The 21,181-nt window shown below is 68.6% G+C and carries 13 protein-coding genes, 1 pseudogene and 2 riboswitches; of the genes and pseudogenes, 2 read left to right on the forward strand and 12 right to left on the reverse strand.

The features are described from left to right. Positions 1–174: 174 nt before the first annotated feature. Complete coding sequence (betC, locus tag LZD57_RS01285; protein WP_233717302.1) at positions 175–1,689, forward strand: choline-sulfatase; 1,515 nt, start codon at positions 175–177, stop codon at positions 1,687–1,689. A 102-nt stretch (positions 1,690–1,791) separates the two neighbouring features. Here betC and LZD57_RS24110 read toward each other — a convergent pair whose 3' ends face one another. Next, on the reverse strand, positions 1,792–4,215 hold the full coding sequence (locus LZD57_RS24110) for a methyl-accepting chemotaxis protein (protein WP_233717303.1): 2,424 nt from the start codon (positions 4,213–4,215) through the stop codon (positions 1,792–1,794). 265 nt (positions 4,216–4,480) lie between these two features. Further along, positions 4,481–4,572: riboswitch (glycine riboswitch) on the forward strand. After that, a riboswitch (glycine riboswitch) is annotated at positions 4,573–4,682 on the forward strand. A gap of 37 nt (positions 4,683–4,719) precedes the next feature. Between LZD57_RS24110 and LZD57_RS01295 the strand changes: the two genes are divergently transcribed. After that, on the forward strand, positions 4,720–6,009 hold the full coding sequence (locus LZD57_RS01295) for a D-amino acid dehydrogenase (protein ID WP_233717304.1): 1,290 nt from the start codon (positions 4,720–4,722) through the stop codon (positions 6,007–6,009). 343 nt (positions 6,010–6,352) lie between these two features. Here LZD57_RS01295 and LZD57_RS01300 read toward each other — a convergent pair whose 3' ends face one another. The 11 genes and pseudogenes from LZD57_RS01300 to LZD57_RS01350 all read right to left on the reverse strand — a co-directional run bounded on the left by LZD57_RS01300 (position 6,353) and on the right by LZD57_RS01350 (position 21,114). Continuing rightward, a complete protein-coding gene (locus LZD57_RS01300; protein ID WP_233717305.1) occupies positions 6,353–7,102 on the reverse strand; it encodes an electron transfer flavoprotein subunit beta in 750 nt (249 codons plus the stop codon). After that, entirely contained in the window at positions 7,099–8,340 is a 1,242-nt protein-coding gene (locus LZD57_RS01305; protein WP_233717306.1) for an electron transfer flavoprotein subunit alpha/FixB family protein, read from the reverse strand. Before LZD57_RS01305 ends, LZD57_RS01300 begins: the two co-directional genes overlap by 4 nt. Continuing rightward, on the reverse strand, positions 8,337–10,286 hold the full coding sequence (locus tag LZD57_RS01310) for a DUF3483 domain-containing protein (RefSeq protein WP_233717307.1): 1,950 nt from the start codon (positions 10,284–10,286) through the stop codon (positions 8,337–8,339). The genes LZD57_RS01305 and LZD57_RS01310 overlap by 4 nt, the downstream gene beginning before the upstream one ends. A gap of 133 nt (positions 10,287–10,419) precedes the next feature. Further along, a complete protein-coding gene (locus LZD57_RS01315; protein ID WP_233717308.1) occupies positions 10,420–12,474 on the reverse strand; it encodes an NADH:flavin oxidoreductase in 2,055 nt (684 codons plus the stop codon). A 371-nt stretch (positions 12,475–12,845) separates the two neighbouring features. Continuing rightward, positions 12,846–13,115: pseudogene (locus tag LZD57_RS01320) on the reverse strand (GIY-YIG nuclease family protein); the annotation flags it as partial. A gap of 257 nt (positions 13,116–13,372) precedes the next feature. Further along, on the reverse strand, positions 13,373–14,488 hold the full coding sequence (locus LZD57_RS01325; RefSeq protein WP_233717309.1) for an FAD-binding oxidoreductase: 1,116 nt from the start codon (positions 14,486–14,488) through the stop codon (positions 13,373–13,375). A 14-nt stretch (positions 14,489–14,502) separates the two neighbouring features. Continuing rightward, positions 14,503–15,762 (reverse strand): aromatic ring-hydroxylating oxygenase subunit alpha, encoded by a 1,260-nt coding sequence (locus LZD57_RS01330; protein ID WP_420844719.1) that lies wholly within the window; start codon positions 15,760–15,762, stop codon positions 14,503–14,505. Positions 15,763–15,953: 191 nt separating this feature from the next. Then, complete coding sequence (locus LZD57_RS01335) at positions 15,954–16,520, reverse strand: sarcosine oxidase subunit gamma (protein WP_233717310.1); 567 nt, start codon at positions 16,518–16,520, stop codon at positions 15,954–15,956. Beyond that, positions 16,513–19,512: a sarcosine oxidase subunit alpha family protein gene (locus LZD57_RS01340; protein WP_233717311.1), complete on the reverse strand. Its 3,000-nt coding sequence runs from the start codon at positions 19,510–19,512 to the stop codon at positions 16,513–16,515. The genes LZD57_RS01335 and LZD57_RS01340 overlap by 8 nt, the downstream gene beginning before the upstream one ends. 11 nt (positions 19,513–19,523) lie before the next feature. Further along, complete coding sequence (locus LZD57_RS01345) at positions 19,524–19,832, reverse strand: sarcosine oxidase subunit delta (RefSeq protein ID WP_233717312.1); 309 nt, start codon at positions 19,830–19,832, stop codon at positions 19,524–19,526. Positions 19,833–19,860: 28 nt separating this feature from the next. After that, on the reverse strand, positions 19,861–21,114 hold the full coding sequence (locus LZD57_RS01350; RefSeq protein ID WP_233717313.1) for a sarcosine oxidase subunit beta family protein: 1,254 nt from the start codon (positions 21,112–21,114) through the stop codon (positions 19,861–19,863). Positions 21,115–21,181: the final 67 nt, after the last annotated feature.

The following is a 21,181-nucleotide window of genomic DNA, read 5'->3' on the forward strand; positions in this document are numbered from 1 at the left end:
CCACGGCAGCCGTCCGCCGCATGGCGCTGCCCCGCCGACTTCGACGGTGCATCCGTGCGGCGAGATTTCGCCGCTGCCGCCGGGGCCGACCCCATTGCGGCACCATGGCACGGCGCGTTATGCCGCAAGGGCCGCCCGAAGATCCCGCCTTCATGCCTCAAGGAAAACCGCTCCATGGCCCGCCCGAACTTCCTCGTCATCATGGTCGATCAGGCGAACGGAACGCTGTTTCCGGACGGGCCGGCGGATTTTCTCCACATGCCGCATCTGAAAGCGCTGGCGGCGCGCTCGACGCGGTTCGAGAACGGCTATACGGCGAGCCCGCTCTGCGCGCCGGCGCGGGCCTCCTTCATGTCCGGCCAGCTGCCCTCGCGAACGAAGGTCTACGACAACGCCGCAGAGTTCCAGTCGGCGATCCCGACCTATGCCCATCATCTGCGCCGCGCCGGCTATCACACCTGCCTGTCGGGCAAGATGCACTTCGTCGGGCCCGACCAGCTGCACGGCTTCGAACAGCGGCTGACGACCGACGTCTACCCGGCCGATTTCGGCTGGACGCCGGACTATCGCAAGCCCGGCGAGCGGATCGACTGGTGGTATCACAATCTGGGTTCGGTGACCGGCGCGGGCGTCGCCGAGATCACCAACCAGATGGAATATGACGACGAGGTCGCCTTCTTCGCCGAGCAGAAGCTGTTCGACCTGTCGCGCGGCCACGACCGGCGGCCCTGGGCGCTGACGGTGTCCTTCACCCATCCGCACGACCCTTACGTCGCGCGCCGGAAGTTCTGGGACCTCTACGAGGGCTGTGCCCATCTCGACCCCGAGGTCGGCCCGATCCCGCTCGACGAGCAGGACGCCCATTCGAAGCGCCTCTACGCCGCCAACGACGCGGCGAAGTCCGAGATCACGCCCGAGAACGTGCGGCGGGCGCGGCGCGGCTATTTCGCCAATCTCTCCTATGTCGACGAGAAGATCGGCTCGCTGCTCGACGTCTTGAAGCGCACGCGCATGGAGGACGACACGATCGTCGTCTTCGTCTCCGACCATGGCGACATGCTGGGCGAGCGCGGCATGTGGTTCAAGATGAGCTTCTTCGAGGGATCGGCCCGCGTGCCGCTGATGATCGCCGCGCCCGGCCTCGACGCCAAGCGCGTCGCCGAGCCGGTTTCGACCATCGACCTGACCCCGACCCTCTGCGACCTCGCCGGCATCGACATGAGCGGCATCATGCCCTGGACCGACGGCCACTCGCTGGTGCCGATGGTCAACGGCGAAAAGCGCCCCGAACCGGTCTTCATGGAATATGCCGCCGAGGGCTCCTACGCGCCGCTGGTCTCGATCCGCGAGGGCAAATGGAAGTTCAATCACTGCGAGATCGACGCGCCGCAGCTCTTCGACCTCGAAGCCGACCCCAAGGAACTGACCAACCTCGCCGGCGATCCGGCCCATGCGAAGACCTTGATGGCCTTCGAGGAAAAGATGCGGGCGCAATGGGACATGGCCCGCTTCGACGCCGAGGTCCGCGAGAGCCAGGCGCGGCGCTGGATCGTCTACGAAGCGCTCAGGAACGGCGCCTACTACCCCTGGGACCACCAGCCGCTGCAGAAGGCCTCGGAGCGCTACATGCGCAACCACATGGACTTGAACGTGGTGGAGGAGAATGCGCGGTTCCCACGGGGGGAGTGAGGCGAAATCCGCTGCCTGTGAGGATGGTGAGAACCTGCGACTGATCCGGCGTGGCGACGACTATGCGGACAGTCGTACCCAAGGGTGATATCGCCCCCAGCCTCAAAATTCCTCCCAGCCGTCGACCTCCTGCGTCGCCCTCGGCTGTGCGGCCGCTGCCGCTGCGCCGCCGGAGCGGGCGGCAGGGCGGCGGGTCGGCGGGGCGTTCCACAGGACGGTGTCATCGTCGCTGTCGTCCGCCGGCACTTCGCCGATAGAGGCGGATCTTGCGGGCTGGCGCGAATGGGCGGACCGCTCGGCCTTGCGGGAGCCGCCACCCTTCGCCCCGACGAAATTGCGGATGAGCACGGCCAGCGTCTCGTTCTCGGTTTTCAACTGCTGGGCGGCGGCCGTCGTCTCCTCGACCATGGCGGCGTTCTGCTGGGTGGCCTTGTCCATCTGGTCGGCGGCGCTGGAGACTTCCCTGAGGTTCGCCGCCTGATCCTGGGCGCGCTTGGCGATCTCCGCGACGAGGCCGCTGACCTCGGCCACCGTGGCGACGATCGCCTCCAGCGACTTGCCCGAGGCGGTGACGAGCGACACGCCTTCCTTCACCTGGCCGTTAGAGGCGTTGATCAGCGCCTTGATCTCCTTCGCCGCGTCGGCCGAGCGCTGGGCGAGGCCGCGCACCTCCTGGGCGACGACGGCGAAGCCGCGGCCGGCCTCCCCCGCCCGTGCCGCCTCGACGCCGGCATTGAGGGCGAGAAGATTGGTCTGGAAGGCGATCTCGTCGATGACGCCGATGATCTTGACGATCTTCTGGGACGACTGGTCGATCGCCGACATGGCGCCGATCGCCTTGCCGACGATGGAGCCGCCTTCGCCGGCGGTGTCTCTGGCGGTCGCCGCGGCGCGCTCCGCCTGCCGTGCGCCCTCGGCCGTCTCGGCGACGGCGTTGGAGACGTCGCCGAGCGATGCGACGGTCTGTTCGAGATTGGCCGCCTGCTGCTCGGTGCGCCGGGCGAGGTCGTCGGTCGCGACGAAGATCTCCGAAAGACCGGTGGAGAGCGAGGCGTTGGCGATGTGGAGCGACGAGAAGGTCTGCTCGAGATTGACCGCCAGCCGGTCGAACCGCTGGCCGACATGGGGAACGGTCTGCAGCGCTTCGGAAATTCGCGTCGTCAGCTCGCCGTCCGCCAGCCGGTCGAGGCCGGAGGCGAGGATGTCGAGATCGGCGTCGATCCTGCCGCGTTCGGCCGCGAGCGCAGCGGTCGCATGGGCGAGTTTTTCGCTCTCCTCGCTCTGACGAAGCTGCGTGGAGGCCGCTGCCGCGGCGTCTTGGTCGCGGCTCCGTGCCTCGATCGCGATCACCGCCCGGGCGATGTCGCCGATCTCGCCCTTCAGCTCCGCCTGGGCGAGCGCCTCGGCCGTCGCGTCTTCGCTTCTTTCCTTGAGCGCGACCGTGAGGCCGGCGAGCGGCGCGGCGGTCCGGCGGGCGGCGACGAGGCCGCTCGCGAGGGCGACGAGCGCGATCAGCAGGCCGCCGGCGAGCGCCATCCGGCCATGCGACGGCAGCAGCGAGGCTGTCGCGGCGTCCGTCGCCTCGCCTCGGTCGTCGGTCTCGGCCTCGGCGGCGGCATTCGCCCCTGCGGCCGGCGTCACGTCCCGGATCGGCATGGGCGTGCTCGCGGCAGGGCGAAGCCTGGAGACGCTCTCGGCGACCTGTCGCGGCGCGCTGACGAGCAGGCCGGAGCGCAGGCTCCGCATCTTGGCCGCGAGATCCCGGGTGGCGGCGAGCTTCTCGCCATAGGCCTTCATCAGCGAGAGGGACTCGCGGGCCCGTTCGAGCTGCGCCGGATCGGTCATCAGCTTGGTCATCGCGGCGTGGCGGCCGACGGCCTCGTTCAGCTTCGACTGAGCGACGTCGAAGGCGGCGCGTTCGTCGGTGCGCAGGAAGCGCTCGGCCGAAACGAGGCTGGCATTCAGCGACTCGAAGGTCGCGGTCGCCTGATAGAGCGCTTCGATGTCGAAGGCCCGCCAGGCGAGCTTGATCACGTCGGACATGGCACCGACCGCCAACGGCCCGGCCTCGGCGACGGCCGCCGTCGCACTGCTTTCACCCTGCCGCAGGCCGTAATAGGTGTCGATCGCCGAGCGCCAGGAGGCGAGGTCGGTTTCGAGCCGCTTCCAGGCCGCGCCGCGCGCCGCGTCGGCCTCGACCAGCGTCCGGTCCGCCGGATCGAGATCGGCGAGCGCGCTCGCGGCCGTCTGAAAGCGGTCATAGCTCTCCTTGGCGCCGTCCTCGACATGATCGACGGCGGCGAGGCGCAGGCGTTCGAGATCCGCCGCCGCGCGATCGGCGAAGGTGCGGATCGCCGCCGATCCGTCGGTCGCGTCGGGACGCGCGAACGGTTCGGTGGAGGGAGCCGGAGCGGCGGCGACCGGGCGGGGCGCTTCGACCATCATGAAATCGGCGGCAAGGCCCAGCGCGACCGCGAGAAATGCGACCGGCAGGAATGCGGCGATGATCTTGGCTTTGATGCCCACGCTCGTCTGATCTCTTCTCGCACGTCGCGGAAACCCGGCGATTGCCGCCGACGGAGGCCTCGTCGCCTGCAGCTTCGCTCCGCTCGGCTTTTCATCCGGAGCGACGTTCCAGGACGAGCTTTACGCCGGGGAGATGGACTGACGCTTGCCATGCCGATGCCGTCGCGCAGCCGGAAGGCGCGAGTCGGCTGCATGGCAGCCATGCGAAAATTGAAGGTTATGTCGTCATTGTCGGGCAAGGTGTCCGGCGTTACAGTCGACGTCATCGACGAATACGGGAGAGACCGGCCTTCGAGGCCGGCGCCGAAGGAGCAACCGCCCCGGAAACTCTCAGGCAAAAGGGACCGTTTCGTCCAGAAAAGTCCGAAGAGTGGCGGCCCGGTTCGGGTCGTCCGCCGAAGGAGAAAGCCGCGCCGGAATTCTTCCGTGCGCGGTGAAGCTCTCAGGCTCATGACGGGAGGGGCAAGCACGGATCTCCGCGACAACGCGGAAGAAAGGCTCGTCATGACCTCCATCGCCGTCATCGGCGCCGGGATCACCGGCATCACCACCGCCTACAAGCTCCTCGCCCGCGGGTTCGACGTCACGGTCTTCGATCGCCAGCCCTATGCCGCGATGGAAACCTCCTTCGCCAACGGCGGCCAGTTGTCGGCCTCCAACGCCGAAGTGTGGAACCAACCGTCGACCTTCCTCAAGGGCATCAAGTGGATGCTGACCAAGGACGCGCCGCTGCTGGTCGATCCCAAGCCCTCCTGGCACAAGCTGTCCTGGATGGCCGAATTCGTGCTGGCGGCGCGCAACTACGAACAGAACACCATCGCGACGACGAAGCTCGCCATCCAGGCGCGCGAGCATCTTCTCGGCATGGCCGAGCGCGAGGGCTTCACCTTCGACGTCGAAAAGCGCGGCATTCTCCACGTCTATGAGGAAAAGAACGAACTCGCCCACGCCGCCAGGGTGAACGGGCTGCTGGCGAAGGGCGGCCTGAAGCGCGTCGCCGTCGGCCCGGAGGAGATCGCCGCGATCGAGCCGACCATCCGCGGCAACTTCGTCGGCGGCTTCTTCACCGAATCCGACTTCACCGGCGACATCCACAAATACACCCGCAACCTCGCCGAGGCCTGCCGCCGCCACGGCACGCGGCTGAGGTTTTCCGCCGACGTGACGCGGCTCGCCTCCCGCGGTGAAAGCGGCGTCGACGTTTTCTCGCGCCGGGTGGGATCCAAGGACGCATCGAGCCCGGAGCGCTTCGACGCGATCGTCGTCTGCGCCGGTGTCGCCAGCCGGAAATTCGCCCGCGATCTGGGCGACCGGGTCAACGTCTATCCGGTCAAGGGCTATTCGATCACCGTCAATCTCACCGACGAGGAGAGCCGCGCGGGCGCCCCGATGGTGAGCCTCCTCGACGACCACGCCAAGATCGTCACCTCGCGGCTCGGCGCCGACCGGCTGCGGATCGCCGGCACGGCGGAGTTCGCCGGCGAGAACCGCGACATCAAGGATGCGCGCATCCGCCCGCTCACCGAGTGGTGCCGCAAGCGCTTCCCCGCCGTTTCGACCTCCTCGGTCGTTCCCTGGGCCGGCCTGCGCCCGATGATGCCGAACATGATGCCGAAGGTCGGCCGTGGGCGGCAGGCCAACGTTTTCTACAACACCGGCCACGGCCATCTCGGCTGGACGCTGTCGGCGATCACCGCCGAGATGGTCGCCGGCGAAGTCGCCGCCGCAAAAGCCCGCCAGCCGCAGCGTGCCGCTCCGGAAGCGCAGGGAACGCTGGCGGCGCACGGAGCCTGAGGCGGCTGTCGAGAGGGCGGGTGGCCTGAAGCGCAGTTGCTCCCGTTGAGGCAGGACGCGCCCTTTCGGGCCACATCGGTGCCGAGGCACCCCCCCTCTGGCTTGCCAGCCATCTCCCCCGCAAGGGGGGAGATCAGGCGTTCGATCGTCGTGCACCGATTTACGACGTTCGGCAGGCGCTTCTTCCACCTTTGGGCAGGGCGTGTCGTCGCAAAGCTTGCGAGGCATCAGAGCGAGGTCGATCTCCCCCCTTGCGGGGGAGATGTCCGGCAGGACAGAGGGGGGTAAGGCCGCCGCAACCTTGCCGGATGAACCTGCCGGCCGAACGCGCCGATGCGGGGCGCTACGCCGGACCGTACCGCCGGATGCCGTTGTCTTCGAGATAAGCCAGGATCAGCCGGGCGGCCTCTTCCGGCTCGGGGCCGACATGAAGGTTCGCCCCGCCGCTCGCGGTGCCGGCCGTGCGCATCAGCTTCGGCCGGGCCCGGTGCGGGCGCTCCCCGGCAAGGGTGCCGGCTGCCGGCGCATCGGCGGCCGGGGCCGGATGGCGCCGAACCTCGCCCCGCCGCATTCGGCCGAAGGCGAAGGGCAGCGGTGGGGGCGCCAGCGGATGGACCGTGACGATCGCCGGCAGGCGGACGGTGATCCTGCGCCGGGCGCCCTTCGCCATCGCCTGATCGACGACGAGCGTTTCCGGCGCCTCGCCCGGCCGGATCGCCACGGCGTCGGCGAGGATCGGCAGGCCCAGCATCTCGGCCAGAAGATAGGGCACGAGGCCTGTTTCGAGCCCGCCTTCGCCGCGCCGGCCGCAGAGAATCAGAGCCGGCGGCGCGTCGCCCGCGAAAGCCCGTCTCAGAAAGGCGGACAGTGCCGGCAGCGGATCGTCGCCGGCGGGCGTCTCCACGACGTCGAGGCCGCCGAGACCATGGCCGAGGCCGGCGGCGACGCCTTCTTCGCTCGACCCGGCATGAAGGCCCTGCGGAGCTTCGTCGAGACCTGCCGCGAGGCCGATCGCCTGAGCTTCGAGCCGCGACGGCTGCTGCCGGCCGGAGACCGGATTCTTCGCCTCGGAGAGCAGCACGATCGTCTTCATGCTTCGCGCTCCTTCAGGAGGTTCAAGAGGGCCGGCATGACGAGCTGGGCGTCCTGGACGATGGCAAGGCCCGCGCGCTCGATCATCGCGGCATGGAGGTCGGTGTTGACGGCGATGACGTGCTCGCAGCCGGCAATGCCCTGCAGATGCTGCGGCGCGCCCGAAATGCCGAGCGCCAGATAGCAGTCGGCGGCGAGCACCGTCCCCGACGCGCCCACCTGGGCCTGCCGCGGCATCAGCCCGGCGTCGCAGACGACGCGGCTGGCGCCGGGCGTTCCCTTCATCGCGGCGGCGAGGTCGCGAAAGGCGCCGAAATCGCTGACGCCGTTGCCGGCGGAGACGACGAAATCGGTCTCGCTCAAGGCGAGCTTCGCCGGGTCGCCGGGGATGATCTCGACCGAAAGGATCGCCGGATCGGGCGAGGCGATTTCCCCCCCGCCTTCGATCTCCCGCGCCTCGCAGGGCACGTCTTCGTAGGGTCTGGCGCGGTCCTCGCCGAGGGTCATCAGCCGCGGCGGGGCAAGGCCGATTTCCGCGCCGGCGTTGCGGATGGCGCGCACGGCCTGGCGCGCCGTCAGATGCTCGACGTCGGGAAACAGCGGCTCGCCCAGCGCCACCGAAAGGCGCCGGGCGCAGTCGGCACTGTCTCCCTCTTCTGCAAAAAGAACGTGGCGCGGCGACAGTGCGTCGACCGCGGCCTTCAGCACCTCGGCGCGCTCCCTCTGCGTCGAAGCGCGGGGCATGACGACGAGGCGGTCGGCGCCCGCCTCGCCGAGCCCTTCGATGCTTTCCGCCGCGATCGCGACGACGGCGCCGCCGCCTTCGCCGGCATCCGCCAGGAGCCTCGCGCCGCCGAGCACCTGCCGGTCGAAGCGCGAGAGCCTGCCACCCGCCGCCGCGACGACCGCAAAGACCAGGAAGGCCGGTTCGTCGATCACCCGCAAGGCCGGTTGTCCGGGACTGACGTCGACGGCATCCAGCCCGTCGCGGGTTCGGGCGAAATGCGCCGCCTCGACGCGGTTCATCTGTCGCTGCGAGCGGTCGTAGCGCTTGCGCCCGTTGCCGGTGTCGCTCTCGCCCGCAAGGCTCGCAGCCCATTCCCGCCAAGGGTCGCGGCGCGGACGGCCGGAGGCCGGCCCTGCCTCGCGCCGCCCGAGGTCGAGGCGCGGGCGCCGCCCGGTCTCGCTCAGCGTCCTGGCGACGCGCTCGGCCCGCGGATCTTTCCGGACTCGGCTCATGCGGGTTGAAGCTCCCGCGCCGGCGCCGCGCCGGCGGGCGTCCTGCGGCCCGCCTCGACGGCCTCCCACAGAAGCTCGGCGACGTCCTTCACCTCGGCCCGATCGCCGGTGACGCCTTCGAGCATCGCCGTGCATTGCGGGCAGGCGACCGCCACCGTCTTCGCGCCGGTCTCCTTCACCTGGCCCATGCGGATGTCGGGAATGCGCGTGTCTCCGGGGATGTCGGCGGACGGCGCGCCGCCGCCGCCGCCGCAACACATCGAGCGCTTGCCGGAGCGCGCCATTTCGCGCCGTTCGAGGCCGAGGGCGTCGAGCAGCGCGCGCGGGGCTTCGACCTCGCCATTGTAGCGGCCGAGATAGCAGGGGTCGTGATAGGTGATTGCCCGGCCGGCGAGCGAGGCGGGCGCGAGGCGGCCGCTCTCGACCAGTTCGGCGAGGAAGGCGGTGTGATGCACGACGTCGTAGCTGCCGCCGAAGGCCGGATATTCGTTGCGGATGACGTGCAGCGCGTGCGGATCGGCGGTGAGGATGCGGGCGAAGCGGTAGCGCGACAGGGTCTCGACATTCGCCCGCGCCAGCCGCTGGAACGTCGCCTCGTCGCCGAGGCGGCGGGCGAGATCGCCGCAGTCGCGCTCCTGCCCGCCGAGCACGGCGAAATCGACGCCGGCGGAATTCAGTGTCTGGATCAGGGCTTTGAGCGTCCTTTGGCCGCGCAGGTCGTAGGCCGCCTGACCAAGCCAGAGCAGCACCTCCGCCTCGCCCTTCTCGACGATCCGGGGCAAGGACATGCCGGCGGCGAAATCCGTCCGCTCGAACAGCGGCCGCCCGTTCGGCTCGTCGCAGCCGCGCGAGTGGGCGAGCGGCTCTTCGGCCTTCATCGGGACGGCGCCGAGTTCCAGCGTCTGGAAGCGCCGGAGGTCGACGATGGCGTCGACGTGCTCGATCATCATCGGGCATTCCTCGACGCAGGCCCGGCAGGTGGTGCAGGACCACAGCGTATCCGGGTGGACGAGGCCTTCCGGCGAGACGATCGGCGCGTCGAGCCCCGCCGCGCCGCCGACCGCCCGCTCGTTCGGATAGGGCATGCCGGCATAGGGCCGGGCGTGGCCGCCGCCGGCCGCTGCCGCGAGATCGGCGATCAGATGCTTCGGGCTGAGCGGCTGGCCGGCGGCAAAGGCCGGGCAGGCGGCCTCGCAGCGGCCGCACTGGACGCAGGCGTCGAAGGCGAGGAGACGGTTCCAGGCGAAATCCGCCGGCGTTTCGGCGCCGAGCTTCTCCGCATCGAGGTCGAGCGGACGCAGCCCCGTCGCCTCGCCCTTCTGCGAGGCCGGATCGAAGCGTCTCGGCCGGGGATGGGCGACGAGGTGGGTGGCGCCGGCCAGCGCATGGCGCATCGGCCCGGTTCCCGCCGTGCCGGCGAGGGCGAGGCCGGCCGCCGCGGCGGCGAGGAAGGTGACGAAGGACAGCGCCGGCAGCGGATTTCCGAGCGCCGCCAAAAGGGCGGTGAGAAGGCCGCCGGCGGCGAAGACGCCGAGATGGACGGGCAGACGTTGCCATCTTCCGAGCGACAGCCGCGGCAGGGCGCGCGGATAACGCCGGCGGACTTCGAGGACGACGCCTGCGCCCATGACGAGAAAGGCGAGGGCGACGAACGCCCAGTAAACCCGCGAGGCGGCGAGGGCGGGTACGAGGCCAAGGACGAGAAGGCCGGATGCGAGGACGAGACCGCCGGCGGTCGGCACGTGCATGCGCGAGGCGGACTTGTCGCGGTCGACGACGTGATGGACGTCGACGAGATAGCGCCGCGGCAGGGCCTTCAGCCCGGCGAGCCAGTCGACGCGGGCGGTCTTGCCTGCCCGCCAGAGCATGACGCGCCGGCCGATCTGGACGGCCGCGACGAGGACCATCGCGACGATCAGCCAGGGGAGGAAGGCCGCGGCGGTCATGGCCGGCACCCATTCCCGCGGCGCCGTGCGGGGGTACCACCGCCTCGACCTTCCGGGCGAGCAGATGCCAGTCGGCGCGGCGCCCGAGAGTCAGGCCCCCGGGCACAGCTTTCCGATCGCGCCCCGCCCATCCTCAGAGATCCTTGCACAGGCGCAGCGCGTCGTAGATGGCGGCGTGGATGTTGCGGCCGGCGACGGCGTCGCCGATGCGGTAGAGGGTGTAGCCCTGCCCGGACGCGGCGCCGTTGATTTCGAAGGGCTGCGGCTCGCCGGCGACGATGGCGTGGTCGTCGGTCAGCCCCCTGTTTTTCGCCTTGTCCTTCAGGGCAAAGTGCAGGTCGTCCACCGGCAGGGTGCCGTAGTCCACGACGACCGCGTCGACCACCCGCTCTTCCTCGGCATCGGTCATGGTGTTGCGGATCGCCGCGATCAGCCGGTTGCCTTCCGGATAGATTTCGATCAGCTCGGAATTCGGCGTCATCAGCACGCCGAGCTTGTAGAGTTCGCGCAAGTGGACCGGCTGATTGGTCGGGCCGATCTCCTCGCCGATCATCCGGTCGTGGGTGACGAGTTCGACGAGGCAGCCCATCTTCGCCAGCACCTCGGCGGTGGAGGCGGCGTTGTGGCCGCCGATCTCGTCGTAGAGGAGCACCGTGCCCGAGGGCTGCGAGCGGCCCTCCAGCACGTCCCAGGTGGTCACCGCGTGCTCGAAGCCCTTGGCTTCGCCCTTCTGCGGCAGGCCGCCGGTGGCGACGATGACGATGTCCGGCGACAGGGCGGCGATCGCGGCCTCGTCCGCCTCCGTGTTGAGGCGGATGTCGACGCCGAGCTTCTGCAACTGGGAGACCAGCCAGCGCGGAATTCCGGAAAGCGCCTCGCGCCAGGTGGCCCTCGAAGCGACGTTGATCTGGCCGCCGAGGCGATCGGACTTTTCGAACAGGGTCACGGCGTGGCCGCGCTCGGCGAGCACGCGCGCCGCCTCCAGCCCGCCGACGCCGCCGCCGACGACGACCGCCGTCTTCCGGGTGGCGGCCTTGTCGATGACGTGCGGCATCGTCGCCTCGCGGCCGGTCGCGGCGTTCTGGATGCAGAGCGCGTCGCCGCCGACATAGATGCGGTCGATGCAGTAACCGGCGCCGACGCATTGGCGGATGTCGTCGGCCCGGCCTTCGGAAAGCTTCTTGACGAGATGCGGATCGGCGATGTGGGCCCGCGTCATCGCGATCATGTCGACATGGCCCTCGGCGACGGCGCGCGCGCCGGTGGCGAGGTCGGTCACCCGCTGGGCGTGGAAGATCGGCACGTCCACCTCGCGCTTGATCGCCGAGGGCAGCGACAGGAAGGGCGCGACCGGGAACGACATGTTCGGCAGCGAGATCGCATGGGCGATGTGGTCGCGCGCCTGGCCGCCGATGACGTTGAGGAAGTCGACGAGACCGCGGGAGGTGTATTCCGCCGCGATGGCGACGCAGTCCTCGTGGCTGAGTCCGCCCTTCAGCATCTCGTCGCCGGACATGCGCATGCCGATGACGTAGTCGTCGCCGACGGCCTCGCGCATGGCCGACAGCACCTCGATGCCGAAACGCATCCGGTTTTCCAGACTGCCGCCGTATTTGTCGGTGCGATGGTTGGAGTGCGGCGACCAGAACTGATCGACCAGATGGCCGTGGGCGGCGGAAATCTCGCAGCCGTCGAGCCCGCCCTCCTTGCAGCGCCGCGCGGCGGCGGCGAAGTCGGCGACGATGCGATCGATCTCTTCCTGTTCGAGGGCTTTCGCGATCGCCCGCGACGCCGGTTCGCGCGTCGCCGAGGCGGATTTCACCGGCAGCCAGTGCTCGGTGTCCCACTTGGTCCGCCGGCCCATATGGGTCAGCTGGATCATCAGCCTCGCCCCATGCCGGTGGATGCGCTCGGAGAACTCCCGGAAGAACGGCACGACCGAATCGTCCGCGACGGAGATCTGGTTCCACGGCGCCGCCGGACTGTCCATCGACACAGAGGACGAACCGCCGAACATCGTCAGGCCGATGCCACCCTTGGCCTTTTCCTCGTGATAGAGCTGATAGCGCTGCTGCGGCTTGCCGTCCTTGCCGTAGGACGGCGCATGGCTCGTCGACATCACCCGGTTGCGGATGGTCAGCCCCTTGATGGTCAGGGGCTTCAGGAGAGCTTCGGCATTGGCGATCATGATGGAGAGCCCTCCTGCGTCATAGTGGGTGCGATCCGATGGCGTTGCAGTAGCGGGGTTTCTGCTCGTGCGGTTTCTTCGTCCGCCCAAGCGCCGTTGCCGAGAAGGGCAAACACCGACCGATGGTGCCCGTCCGCCCCTGGATTCTCGGGACGGGGCCCGAGAATGACGAAGTTTCGGTGGCAGTGCCTGTCCTGCAGCGTCCGCGGCAGGCCCGACACTGCCGGAAAAAGCGCCGATCCTCTCATCCCGGTCGTCATTCTCGGGCCCCGTCCCGAGAATCCAGGGGATCGACGGGCTCCGGCGGCAATTTCCTCGAACGAACGGACGAAGGACGGCCGGAACGGATTATCCTCGTCCGAAAACCGATCGAATAAATCCAGCCACTGCGGGTTCAGCTCTTCGATCAGCCTGAGCTTCCAGGCCCGCCGGTAGCGCTTGATCGACGTCTCGCGTTGGATGGCGGATTCGATGTCGTCATGCCGCTCTTGCCACACCAGCGTCTTGCAGCCGTAGCGCGCGATGAACCCGCCGAGATCGCCTTCGCAATGTTCGAGGACGCGGCGGTGGAGGTCGGACGTCACGCCGACATAGAGCGTACCGTTCCGTCCCGACGCCATGATGTACACCCAGCCGCCCATCGTGTCCTACGCCTTCGGCTGACGGTCACAGGGCGGTGACGCTGCCCTGGATTCTCGGGACGGGGCCCGAGAATGACGAAGCGTGGGTGGCGGTGCCCATTCTGAAACGTCTGTGGCAGTCTCGACGCTGCCAATAAAGGCGGCCATCCCCCCATCCCGGTCGTCATTCTCGGGCCCCGTCCCGAGAACCCAGGGGAGCGTAGAGCGACGAGGACCGCGTCCTGCGGCAGCCAAGCCGGCCATGAGCACCGCCCCGATCACCGCTCGATCACCAGATCCGTCTTCGGCTTCGAGCAGCACAAAAGCGCCATGCCGGCGTCGATCTCCCGTTGGCGAATGCCGCCGCCGTGTTTCATCTCGACGGATCCCGAAGTCAGTTTCGACTTGCAGGTGCCGCAGAGACCCTTGGAGCAGGAGGAGGGCAGCCGCATGCCGGCGCGGCGGGCGGCCTCCAGCACCGTCATGCCTTCCGGGCATTCGATGGTGCGGCCGGTCTTGGTGAATTCGAGCTGAAAGACCTTGACCCCGGAATCGATCTCCTCGGTCGCTTCGGAGATCTGTTCCTGCGCTTCCTCGGTGAAGTCGTCGAAGTTGAAGCTCTCCTGATGGTAGCGGCTCATGTCGAAGCCGGCTGCCTGCAGCGTCGTCTTCACCGCCTTCATGAACGGCGCCGGGCCGCAGACGAAGACGGTTCGGTCGCGGAAATCCGGGCAGATCATCGCGAGCTTCGTCCCGTCGATGCGGCCGCGATGGCCGCTCCAGGTGTGAAGAGCGGCGTCGTCCTCGACGATGAAGGTCGGGCGGATCGAGCGGTTGCGCCTCGCCATGTAGTCGAGCTCGTCGCGGAAGACGATGTCGGCCGGCGAGCGTGCGGCATGGACGAAGGCGATGTCGGAGATCAGCGCCAGGTCGTAGGACGCCCGGGTCATCGACATCATCGGGGTGATGCCGGATCCGCCGGAGATGAAGAGATATTTCGTCGCCTGCATGCCCGACCAGGAGAACACGCCCATCGGCACGGTCGCCTTCAGCATCATGCCCGGCTGGAACTCGTCGTGCAGCCAGTTCGACACCGGCCCGCCGGGCACGCGCTTGACCGTGATCGAGACGGTGTCCGGCCGGGTCGGCGGCGAGGAAATCGTATAACAACGATGGATGATCTCGCCGCCGATCTCGAATTCGAAGGTCAGGAACTGGCCCGAGACGAACTCGAACTGCCGCTTGTGCCGCGGCGCGAAGACGAAGGTCTTGACGTCATGGGTCTCCTCGCGCACCGCGCGGCAGATCAGGACGTCGTCCTCCTCCGGCTCCCAGCGGTAGTAGCCGGTGGGCACGGGACCGACGGTGAGGTTTTTCGGGGCGGGAGCATCCATGGCGGCGAGCCCCTTCAGGCGACGGCGCGGGTCTCGGCGAGATGCGACAGCATCCGGCCGACATACCAGTTGATGAACTTCTCGACGAGCATCTCGGTGTGCGGCGAATAGGGGCCGGGCTCGTAGCCCTCCATCGCGACGCCCTCCTGGCAGTAGCCGACGAGATCGGAATCCTGCTGGTTGGTGGCCATCCACACGCCGATGAGGTTTTGCAGATCGTAGTCGACGCCCTCGACCGCGTCCTTGTGGACCAGCCACTTGGTGCGCAGCAGCGAGCGCTCGGCGTCGAGCGGCAGAACCGAGAAGACCACCGCATGGTCGCCCATGAAATGGTGCCAGGAATTCGGCTGGGTCCAGAAATGCAGGCCACCGGCCTTGGCGTTCGACAGGTCGCCCATCAGCTTCCTGCAGGCGCGCTTGGTGTCGATCGTGTGGCTCTCGCCGTCGCCGGCGAGCGGCAGGCGCTCGGTGCGGAAGCCCGTCACCATGTCGTCGAGCCGGTCGACCTCGCGCGACGGCAGGCCCGCGGCCTCCCAGTCGCGGTGGTTGTCGTTGAGCATGCAGGCATACTGCTCCGCATGCTCGCGCTCGGTCTCGTCGAGTTCCTCGGGCGCGAAGCCGAAACCGTAGGCGAAGAGCGGCACGGTCAGCTCGGGATGGTTCGCCCCGCAGTGATAGCACTCGCGGTTGTTCTCCATCGTCAGCTTCCAGTTGCCCGGCTCGATCAGGTCGTGTTGGTAGGCGACCTTCGTTTCCCGCAGGTTGTGCGGCGCCAGATAGGGCGCCATCACCCGCTCGAGTTCGTCGAAATCCTGCGGCGGGTTGTCGGCAAGGCAGATGAACAGCAGGCCCTCGAGCGAACGGATGTGCACCGGCTTCAGCCCGTGGCAGGACTTGTCGAAGTTCTCGCCCATGTGCTCGGCATGGATGAGCTGACCCGTGGTGTCGTAGACCCAGGAGTGATAGCGGCAGACGAGATTGCCGACCGTCGACTTCTCCTCGTGGACGAGGCGGGCGCCGCGATGGCGGCAGACGTTGTGGAAGGCGCGGACCTCGCCGTCGTCGTCGCGGACGATGGCGATGGAGTTCTTGCCGATGTCGACGACCATCACGTCGCCGGGCTCCGGCACGTCGGGCTCGACGCCGACGAACAGCCAGTGCCGGCCGAAGATCACCTCCATGTCGACGTCGAAAATGTCCTTGTCCGTATAGAAGGGCGCTTCGAGCGTGTATCCCTTCTTGCGGTGGGTCAGGCGGGCGACGAGGTCGTTCATCATCATGCTGCACCCTATCGGGGCCGGGAGAGCGGGCGCCGGCCGCGCCCCTGTTGATCGATCGATTTCCTTTCCGGCCCGCGTCGGGTCGGCGACTTTCAAGCTTCAGTGCGTGTCTTCGAAGCGGGCTCTATCGTCCGCCCCGATGTTTCGGATCGCCATGATCCGATCGGAGAACCGATGCTCCCCGATCATGCTCGCGTCGCTTCGACCAGGAATCCCTGGACGTATGGTGCGAAGGAGCGCCAGGTGGTCACCGTGAAGCGATCGGCTGCGAGGCGCTGCAGCACGATCTCGGCCTTGCCGAGAATGGTGCGGGTGGCCGAGCCGGCCGGGAAGGCCTTCACCGACAGGTCGATCGGGCAACCCGAATTGACGACGGCGTCGGCGCCCGGGCCCTCGACCGAAAAGCTGACGTCCCGGTGGGAGACGTCGACCAGCGAGTGCGCGACGCCGGAAAGGGCGGCCGAAATCGCCTCGCACCGCTCGTCCACCTCGTCGGCCGCGGTGATCAGCATCCATTCGTCCGGGCCGAGGCGAAGGGCCGTCCGCATGCCGGAGCCTTCCCCGGACGCCGTCCGCGAGTTGATGGAGCCGGAGAGGCCGAAACCGTCGACGGTTTCGCGCCCGGCCAGCGCCGCCGGCTTGATCCGGAAGGCGAGGCGGCCCTGCGGATCGAGCGGCGTCACGCTCACGCTGGATTGGGAGGCGAGCGGCGAAACCGTCGGCGCCCGGCGGGCGAGATTGCGCTCAAGCATCGGCGGTTTCTCCCTTCACGTCGTAGAACACCGCGTTCGAAATGACCGCCTCGGTGAAGCCGGCCGGCGTCGTCACGAACACCGTTTCGCCGATCCTCTCGCGCCCCGCCTCGATCATCGCCATGGCGATCGACCGGCCGCAGTTCGACGAGGCGTAGCTGGAGGTGACGTGGCCGATCATCTTCATCGGGATCGGCTGGGCCGGATCGTCCACGACCTGCGCGCCCTCGTCGAGCACTTCCTCCGGATTCTTCGTCAAGAGCCCGACGAGCTGGCGGCGGCCGGCGGCGACCATGTCCGGCCGGGAAAGCGAACGCTTGCCGACGAAGTCGGGCTTCACCTTGGAGACGAGGCCGGAAAGGCCGAGATCGTCCGGCGTCACGGTGCCGTCGGTCTCCTGGCCGACGACGACGTAGCCGACCTCGGCTCTGAGCACGTGCATCGCCTCGGTGCCGTAGGGGGTGATGCCGTGCTTCCGGCCCTCCTCGTAAAGCGCCGTCCAGACCGCCTCGCCGTAGTCGGCGGGAACGTTCACCTCGAAGCCGAGCTCGCCGGTGAAGGAGACGCGGAACAGCCGGCTGGGGACGCCGCAGACATAGCCGGTCTTCACGGTCATGTGCGGGAAGGCGGCCTCGGACAGGTCGATGTCGGTGACGAAGGGCTCCAGCACCTTGCGGGCGTTCGGACCCTGGAGGGCGATCACCGCCCACTGCTCGGTGATCGAGGTCAGGAACACGTCGAGATCGGGCCACTCGGTCTGGAGATAGTCTTCCATGTGGCGCATCACCCGCGGCGCGCCGCCGGTGGTGGTGGTGACGTGGAAGCGGTCTGCGGCGAGGCGCGCGACCACGCCGTCGTCATAGACGAAGCCGTCGTCGCGCAGCATCAGCCCGTAGCGGCAGCCGCCGGTCTTCAGCTTGGTCCAGGCATTGGTGTAGATGCGGTTCATGAACTCGGCCGCATCCGGCCCGGCCACCTCGATCTTGCCGAGCGTCGAGGCGTCGAAGATGCCGACATGCGTGCGCACCGCTTTCGTCTCGCGGGCGACGGCGGCATGCATGTCCTCGCCGGCCTTCGGGAAATACTTCGCCCGGCGCCACAGGGCGACCGGCTCGAACACCGCGCCGTTCCTTTCGGCCCAGGGGTCGATCGGCGTCTTGCGGACGGGATCGAACAGCTCGTCCCGGGCCGGGCCGATGAGGGCGCCGAAGGAAACGGGCGTATAGGGCGGCCGGAAGGTCGTGGTGCCGACGGCCGGCAGCGGCCGGTCGAGAATGCCGGCGACGAGGCCGAGCGCGTTCATGTTCGACGTCTTGCCCTGGTCGGTCGCCATGCCGGTCGTCGTATAGCGCTTGACGTGCTCGATCGACTCGAAGCCCTCGCGCACCGCGAGCTTGATGTCCTTGGCGGTGACGTCGTTCTGGAAGTCGACGAAGGCCTTGACCTTGGATGCATCGGCGTCGGTCGGCAGCACGCGGACCGGCTGGAAGCCGGTGAAGGAGGCGGTTGCTTCCGGTGCCGAGGCTCCGCCGCCGGCCCCCGAGCCACCGGCTTTCAGGCCGTCGGCAATGACCGCGGCGAGATCATAGACGCCGCGGCAGGCGCCGGCGGAACGCTCGGCCTGGGTGGAGGTGCCGGGCACGAAGGCGTCGAGTTCGCCGTCGAAGGAGAGCTTGCCGCGCGACTGGGAGAAGAGGTGGACGGAGGGTGTCCAGCCGCCGGACATGGCGACGCAGTCGCAGGCGAGCGTCGTCTTCTCGCCGATCGCGCCGTTTGTGCCGATCGGAGCGACGACGAGGCCGGCGACGCGCTTGCCGCCGAGGGCGCGGATGACGGTGTGGCCGGTTCGCACGGTGATGCCGGCGTCCTGCGCGGCCGTCAGTTCCGGCCCGCAGTCGGCCTCCAGGCGGATGTCGACGATCGACACCCGCATCCCGGCAGCCTTGGCATCGAGCGCGGTCCGGTAGGCCGAGGCCGAAGAGGTCGCGACGACCAGATCGTTACCCGGCAGGACGGCCCAGCGATTGACGAAGGCCCGCACGCTCTCGGCCAGCATGATGCCGGGCCGGTCGTTGTTTTCGAACACCAGCGGTCGCTCGTGGCTGCCGGTTGCGAGCACGACCTCGCCGGCCCGCACCTGCCACAGCCGCTCGCGGGCGAGGCCCTCCGGCGCGTCGGCGCGATGGTCGGAGACGCGCTCGACCATGCAGACGTGGTTGTGATTGTAATAGCCGAAGGCCGTCGTACGCGGCAGGATCACGACGTTTTCGCGGGCGTCGAGCGTCGCGACGCTCTCCACCACCCATTCCATCGCCGGCTTGCCGTCGATCGTGGAAGTGGCGTCGTTGAGCAGCGCGCCCCCCGGCTCGGCGCCCTCGTCGGCGAGGATGACGCGCTTTTCGCCATCGGCCGAGGCCGCGAGAGCGGCCGCGAAACCGGCCGGGCCGGCGCCGACCACGAGCACGTCGCAATGGGCGTGGCGGTTGGAATAGCGGTCGGCGTCCTTCACCTCGGGCGCCTCGCCGAGACCGGCCGCCCGGCGGATCACCGGCTCGTAGACCTTGTCCCAGAACTTCCGCGGCCACATGAAGGTCTTGTAGTAGAAGCCGGCGACGAAGATCGGCGACAACAGGTCGTTCACCGCGCCGACGTCGGTTTCCAGCGACGGCCAGTGGTTCTGGGTGTTTACCACCAGCCCGTCACGCGCCTCGACCACCGAAGCGCGGTTGTTCGGATCGCGGTAGCCGGCGCCGCGGTCGGCCCGCCAGTCGACCGAGAGGAGAGCGCTCGGCTCGTCCGAGCCGTGCGAGAGAATGCCGCGCGGCCGGTGATATTTGAACGAGCGGCCGGCAAGATGCTGGCCCGAGGCAATCAGCATCGAGGCGACGGTGTCGCCGGCGAAGCCTTCGAGCCGCTTGCCGTTGAAGCTGACGGAAAGCGGGCGGGTCCGGTCGATGCGGCCGCCGGAGGGGCGGCGAAAGGGCTGGCTCATGATGGCCCCGTTCAGGCGTTCGAGGAAGTTGAGGCGGCGGTGGCGTCACGGTCCGGCCGTGGCTTGCCCATCTCGTAGGTGGCGACGAAGGCGTCGCTCACCGTATCGCGCAGCGCGTTGAACCAGCGCCCGCAGCCGTGGCCGTGCAGCCAGCGCTCGGCGTGGAGACCCTTGGGATTGGTCCGGTAGTAGAGGAACGAGCCCCAGTCGGCGTCCTCCACGGCGGTCGGCGTCTCGGGCCGGGCGATATGCGCTTCGCCGCCGCAGTGGAACTCCACCTCGGGGCGCTTGCCGCAATAGGGACAGTCGATCAGGAGCATCAGCGTCACTCCGGGGAGACGAAAATGGTTAGTGTGCCACGGCCGCGGCGGCGGCTTCGTCGATCAGACGGCCGGTGCGGAACCGGTCGAGGCTGAAGGGCGCGTTGATCCGGTGCGGTTCGCCGGTCGCCAGCGTGTGGGCGAAGACGTGGCCGGAGCCGGGCGTCGCCTTGAAGCCGCCGGTGCCCCAGCCGCAATTGACGAAGAGGCCCGGGATCGGCGTCTTGCCGAGGATCGGCGAGCGGTCAGGCGTGACGTCGACGATGCCGCCCCAGGACCGCAGCATGCGCATGCGCCCGAACTGCGGGAAGAGCTCGCAGATCGCATCCAGCGTGTGGTTGATGATCTGGATGCCGCCCTGCTGCGAGTAGGAGACGTACTGGTCGGTGCCCGCGCCGATGACCAGCTCGCCCTTGTCGGACTGGGAGATGTAGGCGTGGACGGCGTTCGACATGACGACGCAGGGGAAGACCGGCTTGACCGGCTCCGAAACCAGCGCCTGGAGCGGCACGCTCTCGACCGGCATCCTCAGGCCGAAGCGGCCCATGACGACGCCGGTGTGGCCCGCGGCGACGACGCCGACGCGCTTCGCCCCGATCGTGCCGCGGCTCGTCTCGACCCCGGCGACAGAGCCGTCGGGATGGCGCTTCAGGCCGAGGACCTCGCAGTTCTGGATGATGTCGACGCCGCGGGCGTCGGCGCCTCGAGCGTAGCCCCAGGCGACGGCGTCGTGGCGCGCCGTGCCGCCGCGGCGCTGCAAGGCGCCGCCGAGGACCGGATAGCGGATGTCCGGCGAGATCGTCAGCGGCGGGCAGTAGGCCTTGCATTCTTCCGGCGAGAGCCACTCGTTGTCGATGCCGTTCAGCCGGTTGGCGTAGACGTGGCGCTTGAAGGAGATGACGTCGTGATGGTTGTGCGCCAGCATGAGCACGCCGCGCTGGGAGAACATCACGTTGTAGTTCAGCTCCTGGGACAGGCCCTCCCAGAGCTTCATCGCATGTTCGTAGAGCCCGGCCGATTCGTCGAAGAGGTAGTTCGAGCGGACGATCGTCGTGTTGCGGCCGGTGTTGCCGCCGCCGATCCAGCCCCGTTCGAGCACCGCGACGTTGGTCACGCCGTGGACGGTCGCGAGATAGTAGGCGGTCGCCAGCCCGTGGCCGCCGCCGCCGACGATGACGACGTCGTATTCCTTCTTCGGCTCCGGCGCGCGCCACTGGCGCTCCCAGCCCTGATGGCCGGAGGCGGCTTCCTGAAGGAGGCTTTTCAGTGAAAAACGGCGCATGTCTCGAACCCCGCTGACCTTGGCCGACAAATCGCAGAGTGACGGTTTCTTGACTAACTCAAAAGCG

Source organism: Jiella avicenniae (assembly GCF_021390325.1).
In the GTDB taxonomy this organism is placed as follows: domain Bacteria; phylum Pseudomonadota; class Alphaproteobacteria; order Rhizobiales; family Rhizobiaceae; genus Jiella; species Jiella avicenniae.